The organism is Pollutimonas bauzanensis, from assembly GCF_900129885.1.
Taxonomy (GTDB): Bacteria; Pseudomonadota; Gammaproteobacteria; order Burkholderiales; family Burkholderiaceae_B; genus Pollutimonas; species Pollutimonas bauzanensis.
In genome coordinates, this window is record NZ_FQXE01000022.1 from 31,709 (window position 1) to 54,210 (window position 22,502).

Here is a 22,502-nt window from a genome sequence, read left to right on the forward strand (position 1 = left end):
ATGTTTGTGCGCAATGGCCCCATAGGTCTGGCTTTCCACGCGCTGTTCGTCGCGTTCATCCTGGCCCCTCTCATTATGGTATGCGCCGTGGCCTTCACCAGCGAGGGATTCATCTCGCTTCCCACAAATGGGCTGTCACTGCGCTGGTTCCAGGCGATTCTGGACAATCCCCGCTTCATCCACGCTTTCATGTTCAGTCTTGGTCTCGGACTGATTTCGGCCACGCTGGCGATGCTGTTCGCCATTCCATCTTCGCTTGCGATTGCCCGGTTTCGCTTTCCCGGCCGTGATGCCCTTATGGCTTTCTTTCTGTCGCCGCTCATGATTCCGCACGTCGTGCTCGGCCTGGCTTTCCTGCGGTTTTTCACATCGATTGGTGTGGCGGGAACTTACTTCGGACTCGTCGTCGCTCACATCATTGTGGTCATGCCTTATGCGCTGCGTCTGGTTCTGGCCTCTGCCACGGGGCTTGATCCGTCGCTCGAGCGAGCCGCGTTGTCTTTGGGCGCGTCGCCCTGGACCACCTTCAGGCGCATCGTGCTGCCGCTGATCATGCCAGGGGTCGTGAGCGGCTGGGTGATTGCCTTTATTACCAGCTTCGACGAACTCACCATGTCGATCTTCATCGCCTCGCCATCGACCACCACCTTGCCGGTACGTATCTTTCTACAGATCGAAGACACGATCGACCCGCTGGTCACGGCCGTCTCAGCGGCATTAATTTATCTGACCATCATCGCCATCTTCATTCTCGACCGGACAGTCGGGCTTGAAAAGCTTTTCGTAGGTAAAGGAAATACATGAGCCACGCCACGGAAAACCAGCCTGTTCCCACACCGCGGCCGAGACGTCACAAAGGCATATACGACGCCGCGGTCATCGGGGGTGGACTCGTCGGCTCTGCAATTGCCTTCGGCCTGCGCCAGCACCTGGATCACGTAGCGGTTCTGGATGAGGGCGATGTGGCATATCGGGCATCGCGCGGCAACTTCGGCCTGGTCTGGGTACAAAGCAAGGGCATGGGGCTGCCAGCCTATGGCCGCTGGACGATGTCGTCGCAGAGGGGGTGGGCGGAATTGGCCGCGCGCCTTGCCGATATCACCGGCGTGGACGTCGCATTGGAACAGCGCGGCGGCCTGCATGCCGTACTGAGCGATCAGGAATATGAAGCTCGCATGGAATTCATGACCAGGCTGCTGTCGCAGCCCGGCATGGTGCAATACGAATGGAAAATGCTCGACCGCAAAGAGTTGGCGAGTCTCATACCCGGCATTGGCCCCGAGGTGCGCGGCGCCAGCTGGACAAAGGTGGACGGAATTGCCAATCCCCTGAAATTGCTGCGCGCCTTGCATACGGCCTTCGATCGCCAGCACATCGATTATCTGCCGCTGCATCCGGTGAGCGACATCATGCAAGACCAGGATGTCTTCGAACTGGCCACACCACAAGGGGCCGTCAAAGCGCGCAAAATCGTCCTGGCCTGCGGTCTCGGTAACGCGGTCCTGGGCGAGAAATTGGGGCTCACTGTACCCGTGCGTCCACAGCGGGGGCAAATCATCGTCATGGAGCGCACGAAGCGCCTGCTCGACTTGCCCTTCAGCACGCTGCGCCAGATGGATGAAGGCACTTGGCTCATCGGGGACTCTCAGGAAGAGGCCGGCTATGCCGATGGCCAGGTGGGATTGCCTGTCCTTGCAACCCTCGCCGACCGTGCTGTGCGTACGCTGCCTGCGCTTAGAGACGTTCGAGTCGTACGGAGCTGGGCCGCGCTGCGGGTGATGTCCCAAGATGGCTTCCCGATTTATGAGCAATCCTCCATCCACCCCGGCGCCTTTGTCGCCACCTGCCATAGCGGCGTAACACTGGCCGCAGCGCATGCGCTGCGGCTCGCTCCCATGATCGTCGAGGGCCGGCTGCACGACGAAATGAAAGATTTTTCGACCAGGAGGTTCCATGTTCAAAAGGCTGCATGAGGCTCAGCATGCCCTCTCCCAACAACCTGTCACCATCACGATCGACGGCCGGCCCGTACAGTGCCGCGAAGGCGACAGCGTCGCTGCAGCCCTGTTCGCGGCCGGCTTCAACAGCTGTCGCGATACACCGGTGAACGCCACGCCACGAGGACCGTTCTGCATGATGGGCGTGTGCTACGACTGCCTCGTTTCCATTGACGGACAACCCAATCAGCAAGGCTGCATGACGCCGGCAAGGACTGGCATGAACATAGAGCGCCAGCATGGCGCACGCAAGGTCGACGTATGATACCCGCAAATGACTGTGAACTATTGATCATCGGTGCTGGTCCGGCCGGCCTGGCGGCCGCCACTACCGCTGCCCAGCTTGGCGTGCGCACAGTGCTGCTGGACGAGCAGTCCGCCGTAGGCGGGCAAATTTACCGCGCCATCACCCGCAGCCCGCTGAACAATCGCGCCATCCTCGGCAACGACTATTGGCATGGCGAATCTTTGATCGAACCGTTCAGGAACTCGGGAGCGCAATATGAACCGGGGGCCACAGTCTGGGCCGTCTCCCGCATGACGACGCCCGAACCTCCGAACGGATTCGAGATCGCCTATTCCGTCGACGGTCAAGCCCGCATGTTGACGGCAAAGCATGTGTTGCTCGCCACCGGCGCTCAGGAGCGTCCGTTTCCAATACCTGGCTGGACGCTTCCGGGTGTGTTAATGGCGGGCGCGGCCCAAATCATGCTCAAGTCCGCGGGCATGGTGCCCGGCCAGCGTACGATGCTCGCCGGCTGCGGACCACTTCTGTATCTGCTGGCGTGGCAATACCTGAATGCCGGCGTCAAGGTCGACGCGCTGCTCGATACCACGCCCGCGGGCAGACTCGGGAAGGCATTGCCGCAGGCCTGGGATTTCCTGCGCTCTCCTTATCTGGCCAAGGGCCTGAAGCTGATTCGTGAAGTGAAAGCCAACACGCGGATTATCAAGCATGTCACTTCGCTCGAAGCGTCAGGAGAATCCGAGCTCACAGAGATTCGCTACGCCACTGGCAACGCCAGCCTCCAGACGCTGGCAGCTGACCTGCTGCTGCTGCACCAGGGCGTCATGCCCAATATAAACCTGGCCCAGGCGATGGGCGCCGAACTGCGATGGAACAATGCGCAGAAATGCTGGGAACCCAAGGTTGATGATTGGGGCAACAGCACGGTTCAAAATGTCAGCCTCGCCGGCGACAGCGCCGGAATTGCCGGTGCTCAAGCCGCGGAACACCGCGGTCGGCTTGCCGGCCTCGATGCTGCCAGGCAACTTGGCAAAATCGACTTGCCATCGCGCGACAGCAGAAGCGCCCCGCATCGCGAGGCGCTGGCCAAAGCCATACGTGGCCGCGATTTCCTCGACATCCTGTATCAGCCGGCCGATGTCTTCCGCCTGCCCAAGGGCGACACGATTGTGTGTCGTTGCGAAGAAGTCACCGCGCAGCAAGTGCGCGAGACGGTCAAGCTGGGTTGCCCGGGACCGAATCAGATGAAATCGTTCTTGCGCTGTGGCATGGGTCCCTGTCAGGGACGATTCTGCAATGTAACCGTCACCGAACTGATCGCTCAGGAACGCGGCGTGAGTCCGGCCGAGGTTGGACATTATCGTCTGCGATTTCCAACCAAGCCGCTCACTCTGGGCGAACTGGCATCGCTGCCACAAACCGACGATTCCCGACAGGCTGTGATACGTGTGGCAAAGGCGCCCTGAATGAGCCGCTCGAGACACTCCGCGCCAGTCATTGTCATAGGCGGCGGTCTACATGGCTGCGCGACAGCCCTGCATTTGGCAAGAGCCGGCATCAAGGCCCTGGTGCTGGAAAAAGACTACATCGGGCGCCACGCCTCCGGCGTCAACGCGGGAGGCGTGCGAAGCTTGTCACGGCACTTGGCCGAAATCCCCTTGTCACTCGCCTCGCGTCAGATGTGGCTCAACATTTTCGAACTGGTCGACGACGATTGCGGCTTCGACAAGAACGGCCAAATGCGCGTGGCCGAAAATGAAGAAGACGTCGCAACCCTGAGGACCCGGCTCAGCATCATGCATAAGCACGGTTATACCCACGAAGAATGGATCGAAGCGGATGAAATCCGCGCAATGATTCCGGCCATCGCGCCGCAAATCAGGGGTGGCTTGATCGTGCGCGACGATGGCTCGGCCGATCCCTACCAGACCACGCGGGCGTTTCGATTGAAAGCGCAAAGTTTGGGAAGTCGATTCGTCGAAGGCGCCCGAGTGCGCACGCTGACGCGCCAGCACGGCGCCTGGCACATAAAGACCGATCACGACACATACCAGACGGAAGTCGTGGTGAACTGCGCCGGTGCCTGGGCCGACCAGATAAGCGCTCAGGCCGGCGAACCGGTTCCTCTGGAAGCCATCGGACCGATGATGCTCGTCACCACTCGCATGCCTCAGTTCTTGCGTCCCGTCGTACTGGGCACCGGCCGGCCACTGTCGTTCAAACAACGCAGCAATGGCACGGTCCTGATCGGCGGCGGCCGTTTGGCCTGGGTGGATCGCGATCGGAACAGCACCGAACTGGACTTTCACTCTTTGGCCATGGGAGCGCGAACGGTGTGCGACCTCTTCCCCCACATGAAGGACGCCATCGTCAACCGCGGCTGGGCCGGCATCGAAGCGAGCATGCCCGATACCATTCCTGTGATCGGCCCGAGCTCGACGGAAGAAGGCCTGTTCCATGCCTTTGGATTCTCGGCGCACGGCTTCCAGCTGGGTCCCATTGTCGGGAAAATCATCGCCGATCTCATCGCGCGGGGCGCGACCGACCTGCCGATCGAACCTTTTTCCATTTCCCGCTTTCAGTAAACCGGTCCTTGCGTGGGCCGGCCAGCACCTTTACCGTCAGGAGACCGCCACATGAGCCATGCCGACTCGCCAGTAAATGGCGCCTAATGTCGTTCTCGGCACAGGATCATAATAAATAAAGCGGCGCAAGGCGCGATTCATAATTACTATATACAAGAATCGTCGTTGTGGACGGCAAGAAACACCCATAGAATTTTCGGTCGTAGAGCAACCATACTCTTAAACAGAAAGCCGGTCGCAGCAGGGGCTGCGGCTTGAAAGGGGCCACAGCATGCAGCGGAATAAACGCGGTTTTCATTCGGGCAAGGCGCCAGGCCTTCTAACGGCCGGCACGGCCGTGGCGGCGGCTGCGGCGGCCGTGCTCATGGCGTCCGCGCCGGCGCAGGCCGCCGGCGCGGACGCCTACCCCGCGAAGCCGATAAGCCTGATCGTGTCCTATCCCGCGGGCGGCAGCGTGGACGTAGCCGCCCGCATTCTGCAGGAACCGCTGAGCAAGGCGCTGGGCCAGCCGGTGGTCATCGAGAACAAGGGCGGGGCCGGGGGAACCATAGGCACGTCCTACGTCGCCAAGAGCCAGCCCGATGGCTATACCTTGTTGATTACGCTGTCGTCCCATACCATCAACCCCGCCATCTATGACAAGCTGTCGTTCGACACCGGGACCGATTTTTCCCCTATTTCCATGGTGGCGTCCGCGCCGCAAATCCTGGTGGCCAACCCGGCCTTCCCGCCTTCATCCCTGGCCGAGCTGATCGACTACGCCAAGCACTCCGAAAACGATATTCCGTACGGCTCGGCGGGAACCGGCTCGCCCAGCCATATCGCCGGCGAACTGCTCAAATTGAAAACCGGGCTCAAACTGACCCATATCCCATACCGCGGCGGCGGCCCGGCCACGATAGACGTGCTGGGCGGAACCATACCTCTGCTGTGGGTGTCGCTGCCCTCGGTTACGCAATTCGTGAAAAGCGGCAAGCTGAAGGCGCTCGCGGTGTCGACCAAGGAACGCACCCCGGTATTCCCCGACGTGCCCTCGGTTTCCGAAACCATAGCCGGCTTCAATGTCGACTCGTGGTACGCCATCTTCGCGCCCGCCCATACGCCGGACGCCATCATCGGAAAAATCCAGCGCGCCGTTGCCGGCGCGGCCCGGGACAAGAAGATACAGGATGACTTCCTGGCCCAGGGAGCGGTGGCGGTAGGCGGGACCGCCGCCGAGCTGGACGAAGTCGTGCAGGCCGAACTGCCTATGTGGCGGGAGTTGGCCAAGCAGGCCAATATCAAGGTCAATTAGGCCGCCATCAATCGGCTCGGCATCGATCAGTTAGGCATCGATCAGCTAGGCATCGATCAGCTAGGCATCGATCAGCTCAGCATCAATCAGCTCAGCATCAATCAGCCAGGCATCAATTAATCCGGCATCACCCGGACAACCCCGGCCCCGGCGGCCGGGGACGCCGCGGCGCAAGCGCCGCAACGCTCTCCCGCCGAACCGCCCCTGCCTGCGACTCCCGTCGACGGCGCGGCGGGCCGTTCGCATCGCGCCGCCCGCGGGCTGGCGCTCCGGCGGCATATTCCACATATCGGCGTAAGGCGTTCGCCTCAGGCGCAGCGTAAGCCATATACCGCATTTTGCCGGCGGGTATTCGTCTCTATGATGCATTTAACCAAGTCTGTATCCAGATATTAAAAATTCTGGCAGGCATGGAGGGGGCGCGTGTTGGCATAAGGCCATACATCCTGGATTCCCGCTGCCCTCCACCAATAAAACGAATGAAAACCGCAAGGGAAGGACACCATGTGCCAGTCCGGAAAACGATCGATTCCGCCAGTTTCCAGTTAAGCGGGCGATCATGAAGCCAGCCTTTCAATGCCTGATCCTGGTGACAATGCTGCTGGCCGCGAACACGGCGTCGGCCCGGGTATCGCGCGCCGATTACGACGCGCTGATACGCGGGGCGCGCAGCGGCAACTATGAGCCCGCCCTTGCCATGTTGCGCGAGCACGGGGCGCAGCACCCCGGGGACCTGCGCGCCGCCTACGACCACATCCTGATTGCCGGATGGGCGGCGAGGCCGGATGAAGCCATCGCCACCTATGAGGCGCTGCAGCCCGCGCCCAACCGCCCCCCCGCCGATGTGCTCAAGACCATGGCGCAAGCCTACCGCGACAGGCAGCGCTGGGACGATGCGCTGACCCGCTATCGGCAAGGCAGGTCGCGCTACCCGCGCCAGACATCCTTCGTCGTCGGGGAGATCATGGTATTGACGGATGCGGGACGAACGGACGAGGCCGTCCGCCTGGGCGAAGAACAAGTGGCGGAGCATCCCGGCGACCCCGATGTCCGCCTGGCGCTGGGCTATGCCTACAGGGGCGCGCATTCGCCCTACGCCGTTTTGCAGGAGGCCGACCAGGCTAGGACACTGGCGCCCACAAAACCCTATGTCATCCGCGAGTACGTCGCAGCCCTTGAGCACGCCGGGCTGCCTGTGGCGGCGCTCGCCATAGCCAGGCAGCACGCCGGGCTGATGAGCGACACGCAGTTGCGCAACCTGGAGGCCGACCATGCCGCCGAACTGTCGCGGCTGGCCGACATGCCCGCTCGCCAGGAATCGGAACGCTTTGTGATCGCCGACCGCGCGCTGGCCGAATATGAGCGCCTGATTCCCGCGTGGGAAGCGCTGGGGCCCGAGGCGCGCAATGACCTCTTGCGTATCCGGGTGGATAGGCTGCAGGCTCTGTACACCCGCATGCGCATGCAGGATGTCGTGGCCGGCTATGAAGCCTTGCAGGCCGAAGGCATCGAAATTCCGCGCTATGCGCTGGATGACGTGGCGGGCGCCTATCTCTATCTGCGCCAGCCGGAAACCGCCGCCCATCTCTACCGGCAGGTGATCAACGACAGCGCCAGCAGACTGGACAGCCCGGGCGATCGCTTGAGCAACGAAACAGGGCTGTTCTATTCCCTGATAGAAAGCGAACAGTTCGATGAGGCGACCCGGGTGATAGAGGCCGCCCGGGCGCGACAGCCGACCTGGCGGCACATCAAGGGCGTTGCCCAGAAGATCCCCAATGATCTGCATTTGTATTCGGAGCAGACCGCCGCTCTGGGCCTGTTTTATGTCGACGATACCGTGGCCGCGCAAAGCCGCCTGGAGGAACTGGTGGGCCAGGCGCCGCGCAATGTGGGCTTGCGCGCCGCCTTGGCCAACGTATATCGGGGGCGCGACCGGCCCCGAAGCTCGGAAGCGCAGCTGAAAATGGCCGAGGCCCTGGAGCCGCGGTCGGTGGAGCTCGAAGCCGGACAAGGCTTGACGGCCCTGGACTTGCAGGAATGGCGCCAGGCGAGATCCCTGGCCCTGGACCTGGCGGCCCGCTTTCCCGAGGAAAAATCCACCGACACCCTGGCGCGCCGATGGGATGTCCACAACAAAGCCGAACTCAGGGTGACGGGCAATGGCGGCATAGCCTCCGACAGTCCGGTAAGCGGCAGCGGCGACTTCGGCATCGATACCGTGCTTTATTCCGCGCCGCTGGACTACAACTGGCGTGTTTTCGGCGGCGGCGGCTACGCCACCGGCGATTTCGAAGAAGGCCGCGGCAACTACCGCTGGCTGCGCACCGGACTGGAATGGCGCGGGCGCGATTTGACGGCCGAGCTGGAAGTCTCCACCCACAACTATGGCTATGGCACCAAGCCGGGCGCCCGGGCCACAGGCGCCTATGAATTCGACGACCATTGGCAAGTGGGCGCTTCGGCGGAACTGCGCTCGCGCGACACCCCCTTGCGCGCCTTGCGCAGCGACATTTCATCGAACACCCTGGGCGCCTTTGTGCGCTGGCGCGCCAACGAACGCCGCGAATGGACTTTTTCCCTGTCTCCCGCGCGTTTCAGCGACGGCAACGACCGCCTGACCGCGGTCATTTCGGGGCGCGAAAGGCTATACACATCGCCCAGGCTCAAGGCCGATCTGCAAATGAGTATCGCGGCGTCGCGCAATTCCATGGAAAACGTCCCTTATTTCAACCCGCGGGCGGACCTGGAAGCCGTGCCGACGGTCAACCTTACCCATATTCTCTATCGCCGCTACGAAACCGTATGGGAGCAAAGCTTCCTGCTGGGGGGCGGGGTCTATGCGCAACGCGGCTACAGCCCCGGCGCCATCGCCGCCCTGGGCTATGGCATGCGCTATCACTTCAATGACGCGGCCGACATCGGCGCCACGCTGACAGGCATCAGCCGGCCGTACGACGGCGTCCGCGAACGCGAGCTGCGCATCCTGTTCGAAATGAACTTCCGTTTCTAGAGAGCCGCCATGTTTGCCCACCTACCCCGCATACGCTCACTGGCCGGCCTGCTGTGCTCGCTTTTCCTTTTGAACGGATGCGCCAAGGATATTCCCGCCTTCGTTCCGCCGGAGCAGCGCCCCAGCCATAATTTCAACGAGCCCTGGCCCAAGAATAAATACCTGGCGCTGGCCTATCACGATATCGAGGACAGCGATCCGGACCAGGCCTTCGTCAGCGTCAAGACAGAACACCTGGCGGAGCAATTCGCCTGGCTGCGCGAGAACGGCTACCGGCCCATTACGGTGGATCAAATCCTGGCGGCCAGCAAGGGCGGCGCCCCGCTGCCGGAAAAAGCCGTGCTGCTGACTTTCGATGATGGCTACCGCAGCTTCTATACGCGCGTGTTCCCGCTGTTGAAGGCTTATGGGTGGCCGGCCATCCTGGCGCCCGTGGGCGTATGGGTGGACACGCCCGAGGACCAGGACGTCGATTTCGGAGGCCGCCCGACGGAACGCGAGCGCTTTCTTACCTGGGACCAGATAAGGGAAGTCGCGCGTTCCGGGCTGGTGGAAATCGGCGCCCATACCGATGCCTTGCACTATGGCGTCCCGGCGAATCCGCAAGGCAACCAGCAGCCCGCCGCGGCGGCCCATGCCTACGATGCCGGCACGGGACAATACGAAACCGATGCCGCGTACGAGGCGCGCATCGCCAATGATGTAAAACGGATCACCGGGAAAATCCGCCGGGTGACGGGCAAGGCGCCGCGCGTCTGGGTATGGCCTTATGGCGCCGCCAGCGGGCAAGCCTCCAGGATCATCCAGGCCAACGGCTATCCCCTCGTGCTGACGCTGGACGAGGGCCTGGGGGACGCCGGCAAATTGGCCGACACGCCGCGCGTGCTGGTGTCGAACGATCCGCAACTGCGCAATTTCGCCAATGCCAGCATGGTCATGGAGAACAACCTGGTGATGCGGGTGGCGCATGTCGACCTGGACTATGTGTACGACCCCGATCCGGCGCAAATGGACCGCAACCTGGGCGACCTGGTGCAGCGCATCGCCGACATGAGGATCACCACGGTTTTCCTGCAGGCCTTTGCCGACCCCGCGGGCGACGGGCTGGTCAAGTCGGTGTATTTTCCCAACCGCCATCTGCCCATGCGGGCGGACTTGTTCAATCGCGCCGCCTGGCAACTGAAGAGCCGCGCCGCCGTGGATGTCTATGCCTGGCTGCCGGTGCTGAGCTATGACTTGGCGCCTTCGATCGCGCGCGTGGCCAGCTGGGATCCGTCGACCGGCGCCACCGCCGTAAACCCGCAACAATATCAGCGCCTGTCGCCCTTCGATCCCCGCGCCCGGCAACAGATCATCGATCTGTATGAAGACCTTTCCCGGCACGCGCTTTTCAATGGCATCCTTTTCCACGACGACGCGATCCTGTCGGACTTCGAGGACGCCGGCCCGCAGGCGCTCGCGGCCTACCGCGCGGCCGGCCTGCCCGGCACGCTCCGGGAATTGCGCGCCGATCCTGCCACCCTGCAGCGCTGGACCCGCTACAAAAGCCAGTACCTGATCGATTTCACCAAGACGCTGGCCGAGCATGTGCGCGCCATCCGCGGGCCGCAGATCAAGACGGCGCGCAATATCTTTGCCGAGCCCATTCTTCATCCTGAGAGCGAAGCCTGGTTCGCGCAGAACCTGGACGACTTCCTGGCGGCCTACGACTGGACCGCGCCCATGGCCATGCCGTGGATGGAAAACATTCATGCAGACCATGCCGATGCGTGGCTGGACAAGCTCGTCAAGGCGGTCGGATCGCGGCCTGGCGCCTTGAACAAGACCGTCTTCGAGGTGCAGGGCCGCGACTGGCGGCCATCCGCCGGACAAGAGGATTCGGGGCATGTGGACTCTGCGCTGATGGCCCATTGGCTCAGGCGCCTGCAACTGAGCGGAGCGCGCAGCTTCGGCTACTACCCCGACGATTTCACCCAGAATCAGCCCCGGCTGGACATCATCCGGCCCGCCATTTCCAACGCCTGGTATCCCTTCCAATGATCGATAGACTCATAGCCTTCCTGGTATTGTGCATCGCGCTGGGCGCCCCGTTCGGGCTCACCCTGGTCCTGACCAGCAGCGTACTGCTCAACTTCGTGTTCTTCTATCCCCTGTTCATGTCAGGCATCTGGATGGCGGGAGGGCTGTACTTCTGGTATCACTGGGAACGGCACTGGGCCTGGCGGCCCCACCGGCCGCCCCAGTTTCCCGGCCAGCCATTGATCACCGTGATCATCCCCTGCTACAACGAAGCGGACCACGGCGAAGAAACCATACTGGCCGCGCTCGGGCAGGACTATCCCAATATCGAAGTCATCGCCATCAACGACGGCTCCACCGACGGCACCGCGGCGCTTTTCGACAAGCTTACCGCCGAGCATCCGAGGCTGCGCGTCATCCATCTGGCGCACAACCAGGGCAAGGCCATGGCGCTGCGCATGGGCGCGATGGCGGCCTGCAGCGATTACCTGGTCTGCATCGACGGCGATGCCCTGCTCGACAGGGATGCGGTCAGCTACCTGGCGGCCCCCCTGATACACAATCCAGGCGTGGGCGCCGTCACCGGCAATCCGCGCATCCGCACGCGGTCCACGCTCATCGGGCGCATACAAGTGGGCGAATTTTCCTCGATCATCGGACTCATCAAGCGCACCCAGCGCGTCTATGGGCAATTGTTCACGGTTTCCGGCGTGGTTACGGCGTTCCGGCGCCAGGCGCTGGCCCAGGTGGACTACTGGAGCCTGGACATGATCACCGAGGACATCGACATCACCTGGAAACTGCAGCGCGAAAACTGGGCGGTCTTTTATGAGCCGCGCGCCCTGTGCTGGATCCTGATGCCCGAAACCCTGCATGGGCTGTGGAAACAGCGCCTGCGCTGGGCGCAGGGTGGCGCCGAAGTCTTTCTGAAGAACCTGCTCACCATCTGGAGCTGGCGGCATCGCCGCCTATGGCCCTTGCTGCTCGAATACTGCCTGTCGATTGCCTGGGCTTTCGCATTCGCCCTTTCCATTGTGCTGTGGCTGCTGGGCCACGCCGTGGCGCTGCCGCCCAACATACAAGTGTCGATACTCATGCCTCCCTCATTCACCGGCATGGTGCTGGCCATGGTCTGCCTGATGCAGTTCGCCGTCAGCATACTGATAGACCGGCGCTACGAGCCTACCCTGGCGCGTTCGCTGTACTGGATCATCTGGTATCCGTTCGCCTACTGGATCATCAACCTGTTCACCACCCTGTGCAGTTTCCCCAAAGTCATGCTTCGCATCCGGCGCCAGCGCGCCCGCTGGTCGAGCCCGGATCGCGGCATCAAGGAGTTGTCATGATCATCACCACCCAACGCTCGTCCATCGCGCAGGCCATAGACGCGACGCTGACCGCCCTAGGCTGGATAGGCTTTTTCTATCTGTTCACCAAAGGCGTGGCCAGCATCATCGACGGCACCTACGACAGCCCGAGAATCGCCATCCTCGACCCCTTCCTGCCCACGGCGACGACGCTGGCGGCCTACCTGCTGGTGGCCGCCTTCAACGCCTTGCTGCTCGTCCTGTGGGCCCGCTACCGCAAGCTTTTCTTCAAAGACCTGCGCCGCGTGCGCGCGCCGGCCCCCATAGACGACGCCAGCGTGGCCCAGCACTTTCGATTGTCCTGCAACCAATTGCGTGAAATCCAGGACAGCCGGGTGACGGTGATCTACCACGCCCCGGATGGCGCCATTGCGCACCTGGAAACCGACCAATTGCGCATGCAGCGCGCCGACGACGACAAGGCCTATGTAGCGGTCAAAGTGGCGTAACGACGCCTGGCGAAAGAACGCTTTTGGCCTCGGTCATTTGGCGGAGCATGAACTAAGACATACAGCGGAGTGCGGCCTACGCCTTCTGACGCATGTATCTCGCAGCGTAGGACCTTAAGATACATCAAAGCATTTGGTTTCTTCAAGTTAAGAAAAGACTCAGGAATGTAACCATAAGCAGCAAGGGGAAGAGGTCAACGATGCAGCACGCACTGACCTTTGTCGTATCGCTTAACCGCAACAATAACGCGAAACCGCGGCAGGGAGAGGATTAGATGCGCACATTCGCCACCGTATTGGCTCCGCTGGCCCTCGCTTTGTGCGGCCAGGCCGCCCATGCCGCCGCCATGACGGTAATCAAGGACGCCACGCAGGCGACAGAGGCGGCCGAAAGCAAGGCCGCCGTCGCCAAGGACAAGCTGCCCAAGCCCGGCCTCAATGGCGCGAATGGCGCGAATGGCGCGAATGGCATGAATGGTGCGAACGGACCCCGGAAAAGCGTATTTGACGATCCTTTGGCCGGTGTCGTGGTCAATCGCACCGTGACGGTGCTGGGCCAGGATTTCTACCAGTATTTCACCTCACTGTGGCGTCAGAAAGACACCGGCGGCCAGTTCTCGATTTCGATATACGAGCGCCCATCGGCGCGCTTCGGCAGCGAGATATGGGTGCAATTCCGGCAAAAAAAAATGTTTCACGCCTTTTTGCCGCCCGCGCGGGCCGCGACCAAGAAGATAAGCGCGGCCGCGGTAGAGATCGTCTACCAGAACATCACCGACAGTGAAGTCGAACGCATCATGGTTAAAAGCCCTGACCTGGGGCCAGAGGAGATGTAAATGAAAGAAGCTACCGTGTCGAAGAGAAAACCCTATCGCCTGCGCAACGCCTTGATGCTTGCATCCTGGGCCCTGGCCGGCCAGGCCGCCGCCACCGAGCTGGTGTATTACCCGTTCAATCCCTCCTTTGGCGGCAATCCGCTGAACGGGTCGGTGCTGCTGAACTCGGCGCTGGCGACGAACAAGCACAAGGACCCCGATATCGATTCGGACAGGTACGGCATAGAGGACAAGACGCCCGCCCAGCTGCTCAATGAGGCGATAGAGCGCAACGTCGTCAACCGCATGTCCAACGCCGCCAGCGCCCAGATCATGGACGCGAACGGCAATTTCATACCGGGCAGCCTCGAAACCAGCAACTTCACCATCACCGTCGCGGTCTCCGCGACCAACCCGAACAACCTGACCATCACCACGATAGACAAGCTGACAGGCGCTACGACCGTTTTCAATGTGAGCAATCCAGGATGAATACCGACAAGAAAAACAGCGCCGCCTATCGGCGCCTGGCAAGCGCCGGCATGGCCGCGATGATGTGCGGCGCGCTCGGTGCCTGCGCGGTGCCCAGCACCCCCGTCAAAGTCACGACCGCCGCGCAGCTGACGCCGCCCACGCCGTCATCGCACGATTTGCGCAAGCTGCCGCCGCCCAAGGGGAAAGTCGTAGTGGCCGTGTATGGATTCCGCGACCAGACCGGGCAGTACAAGCCCTCGCCGGACAGCTCATTTTCGACTTCCGTCACGCAAGGGGCCGCCTCGATGCTGGTCAAGGCCCTGAAGGAATCCGGCTGGTTCACCCCCGTCGAGCGGGAAAGCCTGCAGGAATTGCTGACCGAGCGCCGGATAGTCCGGGCGCTGGACGGTTCGCAGGCCAAGGATGCGCCCGAAATCTATATCCCGGCGCTGGTGCCGGCCTCCATCCTGATAGATGGCGGAATCATTTCCTATGAAAGCAATGTCAGGACTGGCGGGCTGGGAGCCAAATTCCTGGGAGTCGGGCTGTCCACCCAGTACCGCATGGATCAGGTGACGATAGGCTTGCGCAGCGTCGACATCCGCACCGGCCAGGTGTTGCAGACCGTATCCACCACCAAGACCATTTTCTCGTACGAGGTGCGCCCCAGCGTCTACAAGTTCGTGAACTTCAAGGACTTGCTGGAAATCGAGGGCGGCGTCACGAGCAATGAGCCCGCCCAGCTGTGCGTCAAGGAAGCGATAGAAGCGGCGGTGCTGCACCTGACCGTGCAAGGCCTCAAGGACAGGAACTGGGTGCTCAAGAATGAAAGCGACTGGAACCTGCCGATCATCCAGAACTACCTGCGGGAAGAAACCAACTACGCCGCTACCCCGATCGACTTAGCCGCGGACGTGAACAAGACTTCTGCTGCGCTAGTGGCCCCTGGCAACTAGGCGCAAGCATAGCAGCCGTAGCGTCGTCCAGTAGTCCGGTATTAAAGACCGCCGGATTAACCTGCAGTACCTGGTCTTTATTTTCAGGAGAAATATATGAGTATCAAATTGTCTGCACTCGCCCTGGGCATCACCCTGGCTTACGGCGCCACCGCGGCAATGGCAGCCGATAATGCCACGGTCTATCAAAAGGGTTGGTATAACGACGCCTCCATTGAACAGTATGACAACAACGGAGCCGTCGCCACCATTTCCCAGGATGGATTCCGCAATGACGCCGTCGTCCTGCAGGAGCAGGTCGACGGCGGCCTGGCCACCATCATCCAGACCGCCAGCGCCGGATCGGCAACCATTGATCAAGGCGGCGCATGGGGAACGGGCCATTGGGTCAAGAACGGCCGGCACAGCCAAGTCTGGGTCGACGGCAGCTGGACCAACGGTCTGAATCAGACCGCCAGCATCAATCAGGCCAGCGGCTCGAACAACGATGCATGGGCAACCCAGACCGGCAGCAACGTCGAAGCCTCCATCTATCAAGCCGGCGTACGCAATACCGCCGGCATTGTCCAGAATGGCACGGGCACCCAGACCGACCAGGCCAACATCAGCCAAGTCGGTAAATACAACGACGCCTATATTACCCAGGCCGGCAAAAACCTGGTCGCCTCCATCAGCCAGGTCGGCGTAGGCCAGGAAGCGACCATTCTTCAAACGGGAGCCAACAAGACCGCGACGGTCTCGCAATCCAGCGGCGCCTACAACACCGCGTATATCAATCAGCGGTAACGATAGCGTCGGATAACGGCGCTATCGCGGAATCGGTCACGGGCAGGCACGCTGCTTGCTCGTGACCCGCCCAACAAGAATTGGAATGATTCTCGCTGCCGGCGGCGTTGTAAATTTGATACAAATCAGAATACAACAAAGGGGAAAAACATGGCTGCAGATAGCGATATACAGGTCTGGCTCGAAACCTTTGCGAAAACTCAACCCGCTGTCATCGTTCCATACGTAAAGAGCACTGAGAATATGACGCTGCGATATAAGGTCCGCGCGGTAAGGCAAGGCAGCGGGGGCAAGTCGGTACTGGGACAAGGGGGCGTAGTCACCATAGTGGCGAACGTGCCGGCCGCATTGTCACGCATGTCATTGAACCGCTCCCCCGCCGACGACTGCCAGATAGACCTGATACTGACCGAAAGCGGGGCCGGTGAAAGGCGCTATCATTTCGATTGCCCAAAATAATATTTAGGCGGAGAAATTTGTTAATTATAGTAATAACTTACGGCCGTTTACTAAAGTAAGTAAATACTTGCGTATTAAGCCGTGTGCCAATACCATACAAAACGTAATAATCCAATTGGATCATTTGTTTCGCCCAGCGCGAAACCTGACAGATGGCTGAATATGATGCGAAAGAGCCGCTGACATGCATTGCCCGGATGTCGTGTGAAGGGCAGTCAGCTCTGCAACTCCTCGGATGCTTCAGCCTCCCGATCGACGCAACAAGCGACGTGGAACTTAGGAAGAAGAAAGAATGCCGATCATTATTGTCGTCGAGCCTCATCCTTTGCTACGGCTCGGTATCTTGCAGCTCTTGTCAGATGTCGTATCCGGCGTAAAGCTCGAAGGCGCCGACTATGCCGCCCCTACACATGAAGCTGCAACATCCCGCCATTGCGACCTGCTTTTGTTGTCAGTGTCATCGCTGGAGGATATCCACGATCTGACCACCGCCGCCGATCGCGCCTATTCGCCGAAAGCCATGCTGCTGCTGTCGGAAAGCAGCGAGATGCCGCAATCGGTAAAAGGCCTGCCGCCTTCCGTAGCCGGATACGTGCTGAAAAACGTACCGCCCGAAGTGCTGCAAGCCTCGGTGCGGCTGGTCCTCGCCGGAGGCACCTGCTTTCCGCTGCGACCCAATATAAACAAGGCGACGCAATCGCTGATGCCGCTGTACGAACCCGTGAAGTGGCCGCCGCCCGCGGAAGTCAAGAGCAAGATCGTTCCCGAAGCCAACTCCGAATGCCAGATGCTGGGCCTGACGCCGCGCCAATACGAAGTGCTGGTTCTGCTGGCCCGCGGCTATCCGATGAAAACCGTAGGCCGCTATCTGAACATTTCGGTCGCCACCGCCAAAGCCCACACCGAAACGCTGTATCAGCGCCTCGATGTCCACAACCGCAACGCCGCCGTGTATGCGGCGGTGTCGCGCGGTGCCACGCTGGGGTGGGCGTCGATCAGCGGAGCCCAGCAGGCCTGCGCGGATCCGCCCAAGCCTGGCATCGACGGCCAGTCCGCCATCGATGTCAGGTCCAGCCCGCAAGCCAGGCATAGCGTCGGAGTCAGGTCCTGAACCGCTGACCGGGTCGGCCGATACGGCGCGCCATGCGGGCTGCTGCGGGAAGAAGCAAGGAAACGCTCAGGCTTGCAGCGTGGCGTCCATGGTGATTTTGGCGTTAAGCAGTTTGGATACCGGACAACCGGCCTTGGCCTGATTGGCGATCTCGTCGAACTTGGCCTGGTCGGCGCCGGGTATCGTGGCCACCAGCGTCAAATGGCTGGAAGTGATGGCAAAGCCGTCGCCGACCTTCTCCAGCGTTACGGCCGCCTGGGTTTCTATTTTTTCAGCGGTCAGGCCGGCCTCGCCCAGCATGAGCGACAAAGCCATTGAAAAGCACCCGGCGTGCGCCGCGGCGATGAGCTCTTCGGGATTGGTTCCCGGGCCGTCCTCGAAGCGCGCCTTGAAGCCGTAAGGGGCATGGTCCAGCACGCCCGTCTCGGTCGAAATGGTGCCGCCGCCGTCCTTGATGCCGCCCTTCCAGACTGCCGATGCTTTCTTGATCATGACTGCTCCTTGAGTGTAAGAATGTAGGGTGTATTCAAGGGGCCGCAATTGCGGGCCGGCCCCGGTCCAGGCTTTACAACAGACCCATTTGCAAACGCGCCGGCTCGCTGATCATTTCCCGGCTCCATGGCGGGTCCCAGACCAGGTCCACCTTGACCTCGTCGACACCATGTATAGACAACAACTTGCTGCGCGCCTCGTCGGCTATCATCGTTCCCATGCCGCAGCCCGGCGCCGTAAGCGTCATCTGGACTTCGATGCGGAACTGATCATCGCCGGCCGGCGACACTATGCAGCTATAAACCAGCCCGAGGTTGACGATATCGATGGGAATCTCGGGGTCATAGCAGGTCGCCAGCAGGCTCCAGGCGGCATCCTCGACCGACTGCGCCGTGACCGGACCTTCCGGCACATGCACTTGCGCCTCGTCGGGCTCGAAGCCCAGCGCATCGCCATCCGCGCCTTCGATCCGGTACAGGTTGCCTTCCACCATCACCGTGTAGCTTCCGCCCAATTGCTGGGTGATCGTCGCCGAACACCCTTCTTCAATGGTCACGGGAGAGCCATAAGGAATGGTCACCGCCGGGCAATCCCGGTTCACGATCACTTCTTGACGTGCATAACTCATAATGCGCCTCTTATTCGGTGCGAGCCGTATCCTTGGCCTGGGTAATGGCATTGTGCAAAGTGTGCCAGGCCAGCGTGGCGCACTTGACTCGGGCCGGAAATTCGCGCACCCCTGAAAGGACTTCAAGCTTGCCGAAGTCCCGGCCCTCGGGATGGGCCGCTGTGAGCATGGCATGCATATCGCGAAACAGCATTTCGACTTCGGCAATGGGCTTGCCCTTGACGGCCTCGGTCATCAGCGACGCCGAAGCGGTCGAAATGGCGCAGCCATGACCCACGAAACTGGCCTCCTGGACGATGCCGTCCTTGACCCGCGCATAAATAGTCAGCTGGTCGCCGCACAGGGGGTTGTGCCCCACCGCGGTGTGGCTGGCGTCGTCCATCGCGTGGAAATTGCGCGGATGGCGGTTGTGGTCGAAGATCACTTCCTGGTAGAGCTCTCGTAGATCGCCGTACGGTTCAGTCATCCTTGCGTCCTGTTCCAAACAATTTTTGCGCCTTGCGCAGCCCCGCCATCAGGGCGTCGACATCTTCTTGCGTGTTGTAGAGCGCCAGGGATGCCCGGGCGGTGCCCGGGATGCCGAAGCGCGTCATCAGCGGCATTGCGCAATGATGGCCGGCCCGTATGGCGACTCCTTCCATGTCCAGGATGGTGCCCAGGTCGTGCGGGTGGATTCCGTCGACCACGAAGGACAATATGCCGGCCTTGTGCGCCGCTGTGCCTATCAGGCGAACGCCAGGCAGCGCCTGCAGTTCGGCGGTCGCCATGGCGAGCAGCGACTGCTCGTGGGCGGCGATGGCCTCCAGGCCGACTTCCCGAACGTAGCGTATGGCGGCGTCGAGGCCGATGACGCCGGCGATGTTCGGCGTGCCGGCCTCGAAGCGCTGGGGCACATCGGCATAGGTGCTGCGCTCGAAGCTGACAGTATGTATCATGTCGCCGCCGCCCTGCCAGGGAGGCATGCCGTTCAAGACGTCGTAGCGCGCGTACAAAGCCCCGATCCCGGTCGGGCCATACAGCTTGTGGCCGGAAAAGACATAAAAATCGCAGCCCAGCGCCTGCACGTCGACGGCTTGGTGAGCGACCGCCTGCGCGCCATCGACCAGCACCTTGGCGCCGGCTTCGTGCGCCAGGCGCACTATTTCAGCAATCGGATTGATCGTGCCCAGGGCATTGGAGATATGCGCCACGCAGACCAGCCGGGTGCGCGGCCCGAGCAGGGCGCGGTATTCGTCCAGATCGAGCTCGCCGCTGTCGGTCACCGGCACCACCCGCAGCACGGCGCCGCTGCGTTCGCACAGCAACTGCCACGGCACGATGTTGGAATGATGCTCCATGCCCGTGAGCACGATTTCGTCGCCCTGCTTCAATGCCGATTGCCCCCAGCTGCAGGCCACCAGGTTGATCGCTTCGGTCGTGCCGCGCGTGAAGACGATTTCCTCGTGGCGGGCGGCATTGAGCAACTGGCGCACCTGTTCGCGCCCCTGCTCATACAGATCGGTGGCATGCTGCGACAGCCAGTGCACGCCCCGATGAATATTGGCATTGGACTGCTCGTAGAACTGGCGTTCGGCGTCGATCACCGCCGCCGGCTTCTGGGTGGTGGCGCCATTATCCAGATACACCAGGCGGCGGCCCTGCACCTGGCGGGACAATATGGGAAAGTCGGCGCCGCGGTCCAGCAGCGGCGCGCGGCTCGCGGCCAGCGCAGGGGCGTTCATAGCAGGCCTCCCAGGCTGGCGCCGCCGGGCAGGAGCGTGCGTATCGCGCCGGCCACGCGCCGGCGCACGGATTCGAGCTCGATGCGCTCGAGCGACTGCGCGGCAAAGGCATAAGTCAGCAGGCTGCGCGCATGGACTTCGTCCAGGCCGCGCGCGCGCAGGTAGAACATGCTTTCTTCGTCGATCTGGCCGACCGTGGCGCCATGCGCGCACTTGACATCGTCGGCGTAGATCTCCAGTTCAGGACGCGCATCGGCCTTGGCCAGGCGCGACAGCAACAGGCTGTCGGAACGCTGCACGGCGTCCGTGCCGTCGGCGCCCGGCGAAACCAGAATACGCCCGCCAAAGACACCCCGCGCCGTATCGGTGAGTATGCCGCGATAATACTCGCGGCTGACCCCGTGCGGCTGCGCGTGTCCGATCAGCGTGTGGTGGTCGACATGGCGCCGGCCGTCGACATAATACAGGCCGTTGAGCAGAGTCTCGCAACGCTGCCCGGTGAACGTGGTGGCGATGTCGTGGCGCGCCAGGCGGGCGCCGAAGGACATGGAATGCGAGTTGAAAACCGACCCCTTGTCCTGCTCGGCGTCCAGGGCGCCAAGGTGGAAGGCCTGCGCGCTTTCCTGCTGCAGCTTGACGTGCGTGATGCGCGCATCGGACGCCAGCTTGGCGCGCGTGACGGTATTGGTCAGCGTTGCGCTGTCGCCCTGCCCCACATAGTGCTCGATGATGGTCGCCTGGGAGCCCGCTTCGGCGGTTATCAGGTTGCGCGGAAAACTGGCCGCCCGCCCGCTGGCGGCGATAAACACCAGGTGTACCGGATCTTCGAGCGCTACGCCGCGGCCCAGCCGGATGAAGGCGCCGTCAGCCGCCAGCGCGAGATTCAATGCGGCGCTGCTCGACCCCCGCGATTCATCGCCGAAGGCATCCTGCACCTGGTCGGGCGCATCCACCAGCGCCTGCGACAGCGGGGTCAGCTGGGCGCCCGCCGGCAGGGAGCCGATATCCGAGAGCTCAGCGGCGAATCGGCCATCGACGAATACCATCCAATGGCCTGTTTCGCCCTGGCGCAGCGCCTGCGCGAGCTCGGCGGGCGCAGCCTTGCCGGCCGGCAGGAAGGACTGCTGCTCCAGCGTGGCCAGCGAAGTGTGGCGCCAGCTTTCCTGTTTGGTCGTGGGCCAGCCCTCGTCGGCGAATCGCGCAATGGCGCGCTTGCGCATGGCGGCCAGCCAAGGCAGCCCGGCGCCCGCCAAACCCTGCTCGCGGGCCGAGAAATCGGCCTCCCAGGTTTGTGCAGTGCTCATGCCGCGGCTCCCGCTTGCCCCTTCGGGGCCGGCGCGGATTCGCCGATCCAGCCGTAGCCGCGCTCTTCAAGCTCGAGCGCCAGTTCGCGGCCGCCCGAGCGGACGATCTTGCCGCCGGCCAGCACATGCACGTAATCGGGCACGATGTAGTCGAGCAAGCGCTGGTAATGGGTAATGACGACCAGCGCGCGCTCTGGCGAACGCAGGCGGTTGACGCCGTCGGCCACCACTTTCAGGGCGTCGATGTCCAGGCCCGAATCGGTTTCGTCGAGTATCGCCAGCTTGGGCTCCAGCAAGGTCATCTGCAGAATTTCATTGCGCTTTTTCTCGCCGCCCGAAAAGCCTTCGTTGACCGAGCGGTACAGGAATTCTTCCTTCATGCCCACCGCTTTCATTTCGCTTTTGACGCGCTTGAGAAAATCCATCGCATCGAGCTCGGGCAGGCCTTGATGGCGGCGCACGGCGTTTACCGCGGCCTTGAGGAAATAGGCGTTCGAGACCCCGGGAATTTCTATGGGGTACTGGAAGGCCATGAACAGGCCCGAGCGCGCGCGCTCTTCGATAGGCATGGCCAGCAGGTCCTGGCCCATCCAGTCCACCGAGCCGCTTTCCACCTTGTAGCTCTCGCGTCCCGCCAGCACCTGCGACAAAGTGCTTTTGCCGGAGCCGTTGGGCCCCATGATGGCGTGCACTTCACCCGCATTGACCGTCAAATTCAGCCCGCGCAATATCGATTTGTTCTCGACCGAAACGTGCAAATCCTTGATGTTCAGCATTACAACTTC

22 protein-coding genes are annotated in these 22,502 nt (G+C 61.9%); 16 read left to right on the top strand and 6 right to left on the bottom strand.

Features of this window, described 5'->3' with window-relative positions; genetic code table 11:
- The 16 genes from BUB23_RS24735 (at position 1) to BUB23_RS24815 (ending at position 17,572) form a co-directional block, all read left to right on the top strand.
- Positions 1-804: an ABC transporter permease gene (locus BUB23_RS24735; RefSeq protein WP_073109668.1), complete on the top strand. Its 804-nt coding sequence runs from the start codon at positions 1-3 to the stop codon at positions 802-804.
- On the top strand, positions 801-1,973 hold the full coding sequence (locus BUB23_RS24740) for an NAD(P)/FAD-dependent oxidoreductase (protein ID WP_073109670.1): 1,173 nt from the start codon (positions 801-803) through the stop codon (positions 1,971-1,973). The genes BUB23_RS24735 and BUB23_RS24740 overlap by 4 nt, the downstream gene beginning before the upstream one ends.
- Positions 1,954-2,262, top strand: a complete 309-nt coding sequence (locus tag BUB23_RS24745; protein ID WP_073109673.1) for a (2Fe-2S)-binding protein — start codon at positions 1,954-1,956, stop codon at positions 2,260-2,262. Before BUB23_RS24740 ends, BUB23_RS24745 begins: the two co-directional genes overlap by 20 nt.
- Complete coding sequence (locus tag BUB23_RS24750) at positions 2,259-3,710, top strand: FAD/NAD(P)-dependent oxidoreductase (protein WP_073109675.1); 1,452 nt, start codon at positions 2,259-2,261, stop codon at positions 3,708-3,710. The genes BUB23_RS24745 and BUB23_RS24750 overlap by 4 nt, the downstream gene beginning before the upstream one ends.
- Positions 3,711-4,829 (top strand): NAD(P)/FAD-dependent oxidoreductase, encoded by a 1,119-nt coding sequence (locus tag BUB23_RS24755; protein WP_073109678.1) that lies wholly within the window; start codon positions 3,711-3,713, stop codon positions 4,827-4,829.
- Positions 4,830-5,100: 271 nt separating this feature from the next.
- The gene (locus BUB23_RS24760; RefSeq protein WP_073109681.1) at positions 5,101-6,123 is read left to right on the top strand and encodes a tripartite tricarboxylate transporter substrate binding protein; all 1,023 of its coding nucleotides are present in this window, start codon (positions 5,101-5,103) and stop codon (positions 6,121-6,123) included.
- Between the two features lie 559 nt (positions 6,124-6,682).
- On the top strand, positions 6,683-9,136 hold the full coding sequence (gene pgaA, locus BUB23_RS24770; protein ID WP_073109687.1) for a poly-beta-1,6 N-acetyl-D-glucosamine export porin PgaA: 2,454 nt from the start codon (positions 6,683-6,685) through the stop codon (positions 9,134-9,136).
- A 9-nt stretch (positions 9,137-9,145) separates the two neighbouring features.
- Positions 9,146-11,176, top strand: a complete 2,031-nt coding sequence (gene pgaB, locus BUB23_RS24775; RefSeq protein ID WP_073109691.1) for a poly-beta-1,6-N-acetyl-D-glucosamine N-deacetylase PgaB — start codon at positions 9,146-9,148, stop codon at positions 11,174-11,176.
- Positions 11,173-12,501, top strand: coding sequence for a poly-beta-1,6-N-acetyl-D-glucosamine synthase (gene pgaC, locus BUB23_RS24780; RefSeq protein ID WP_073109695.1), 1,329 nt, complete (start codon positions 11,173-11,175; stop codon positions 12,499-12,501). The genes pgaB and pgaC overlap by 4 nt, the downstream gene beginning before the upstream one ends.
- Complete coding sequence (pgaD, locus tag BUB23_RS24785) at positions 12,498-12,971, top strand: poly-beta-1,6-N-acetyl-D-glucosamine biosynthesis protein PgaD (RefSeq protein WP_073109698.1); 474 nt, start codon at positions 12,498-12,500, stop codon at positions 12,969-12,971. Before pgaC ends, pgaD begins: the two co-directional genes overlap by 4 nt.
- 275 nt (positions 12,972-13,246) lie before the next feature.
- Positions 13,247-13,807 carry a curli production assembly/transport protein CsgE gene (locus tag BUB23_RS24790; RefSeq protein ID WP_245801380.1) on the top strand — a complete coding sequence of 187 codons (561 nt, stop codon included), beginning with the start codon at positions 13,247-13,249 and terminating at the stop codon, positions 13,805-13,807.
- Complete coding sequence (locus tag BUB23_RS24795) at positions 13,808-14,278, top strand: curli assembly protein CsgF (protein ID WP_143161131.1); 471 nt, start codon at positions 13,808-13,810, stop codon at positions 14,276-14,278.
- The gene (locus BUB23_RS24800) at positions 14,275-15,216 is read left to right on the top strand and encodes a CsgG/HfaB family protein (protein ID WP_073109701.1); all 942 of its coding nucleotides are present in this window, start codon (positions 14,275-14,277) and stop codon (positions 15,214-15,216) included. The genes BUB23_RS24795 and BUB23_RS24800 overlap by 4 nt, the downstream gene beginning before the upstream one ends.
- Before the next feature lie 96 nt (positions 15,217-15,312).
- Complete coding sequence (locus tag BUB23_RS24805) at positions 15,313-16,002, top strand: hypothetical protein (protein ID WP_073109704.1); 690 nt, start codon at positions 15,313-15,315, stop codon at positions 16,000-16,002.
- A 150-nt stretch (positions 16,003-16,152) separates the two neighbouring features.
- Positions 16,153-16,461, top strand: a complete 309-nt coding sequence (csgH, locus tag BUB23_RS24810; RefSeq protein WP_073109706.1) for a curli-like amyloid fiber formation chaperone CsgH — start codon at positions 16,153-16,155, stop codon at positions 16,459-16,461.
- Between the two features lie 292 nt (positions 16,462-16,753).
- Positions 16,754-17,572, top strand: coding sequence for a response regulator transcription factor (locus tag BUB23_RS24815; protein WP_073109710.1), 819 nt, complete (start codon positions 16,754-16,756; stop codon positions 17,570-17,572).
- 66 nt (positions 17,573-17,638) lie between these two features.
- Here the strand turns inward: BUB23_RS24815 and BUB23_RS24820 are convergent, their stop codons facing one another.
- The 6 genes from BUB23_RS24820 to sufC form a co-directional block, all read right to left on the bottom strand.
- The gene (locus tag BUB23_RS24820; protein WP_073109713.1) at positions 17,639-18,064 is read right to left on the bottom strand and encodes an OsmC family protein; all 426 of its coding nucleotides are present in this window, start codon (positions 18,062-18,064) and stop codon (positions 17,639-17,641) included.
- Between the two features lie 73 nt (positions 18,065-18,137).
- The gene (gene sufT, locus BUB23_RS24825; protein WP_073109718.1) at positions 18,138-18,692 is read right to left on the bottom strand and encodes a putative Fe-S cluster assembly protein SufT; all 555 of its coding nucleotides are present in this window, start codon (positions 18,690-18,692) and stop codon (positions 18,138-18,140) included.
- A 10-nt stretch (positions 18,693-18,702) separates the two neighbouring features.
- Positions 18,703-19,158, bottom strand: coding sequence for a Fe-S cluster assembly sulfur transfer protein SufU (sufU, locus tag BUB23_RS24830; RefSeq protein ID WP_073109720.1), 456 nt, complete (start codon positions 19,156-19,158; stop codon positions 18,703-18,705).
- Entirely contained in the window at positions 19,151-20,413 is a 1,263-nt protein-coding gene (locus BUB23_RS24835) for a cysteine desulfurase (protein WP_073109724.1), read from the bottom strand. Before BUB23_RS24835 ends, sufU begins: the two co-directional genes overlap by 8 nt.
- Positions 20,410-21,717 carry a Fe-S cluster assembly protein SufD gene (gene sufD / locus BUB23_RS24840; protein WP_073109727.1) on the bottom strand — a complete coding sequence of 436 codons (1,308 nt, stop codon included), beginning with the start codon at positions 21,715-21,717 and terminating at the stop codon, positions 20,410-20,412. Before sufD ends, BUB23_RS24835 begins: the two co-directional genes overlap by 4 nt.
- Positions 21,714-22,493 (bottom strand): Fe-S cluster assembly ATPase SufC, encoded by a 780-nt coding sequence (gene sufC / locus BUB23_RS24845; protein ID WP_073109730.1) that lies wholly within the window; start codon positions 22,491-22,493, stop codon positions 21,714-21,716. Before sufC ends, sufD begins: the two co-directional genes overlap by 4 nt.
- Between the last annotated feature and the right edge of the window lie 9 nt (positions 22,494-22,502).